Source organism: Lyngbya sp. CCY1209 (genome assembly GCF_035615495.1).
In the GTDB taxonomy this organism is placed as follows: Bacteria; Cyanobacteriota; Cyanobacteriia; order Cyanobacteriales; family Microcoleaceae; genus Limnospira.
In genome coordinates this window covers 1-357 of the sequence record NZ_JAJENU010000652.1, presented here as the reverse complement: position 1 = coordinate 357, position 357 = coordinate 1, and the positions used below count along the sequence as shown (strand labels likewise).

Below are 357 nucleotides of genomic sequence, written 5' to 3'. Positions count from 1 at the left end.
ATGGGAATATTCGCGATTTTTTTATTTTGGCAACCACTCCCATTATGGAGCATGATGTCAATATCTTATCGGAATGGCCGCCACCCTGTCAACCCTTCGGCGAATTTTTTTTTCGAGCCCAATTTTTTTTAAATCAACCCTCCCTGTCCTGGAGTGTCTGGAGTGGTGAAAATCACCCAGAGCATTATCGAGTTCATACCGAATCCCATCAAAAAAGAAGCGATCGCAGGTCGAAAAAAAAATGTTAAATTTTGTTGCCAAACCGGCGTTTTTTTTCCCGACCCCTTGCCTTGCCCTTGACTTCGTGATATACTTCGTACATAATGGGAATATTCGCGATTTTTTTATTTTGGCAAC

Annotated in this window: 1 protein-coding gene; it reads right to left on the bottom strand. The window is 41.7% G+C overall.

Features of this window, described 5'->3' with window-relative positions:
• Positions 1–57: 57 nt before the first annotated feature.
• A partial coding sequence (locus LKE08_RS26720; protein WP_324707339.1) for a hypothetical protein occupies positions 58–357 on the bottom strand: 300 nt, incomplete at its 5' end.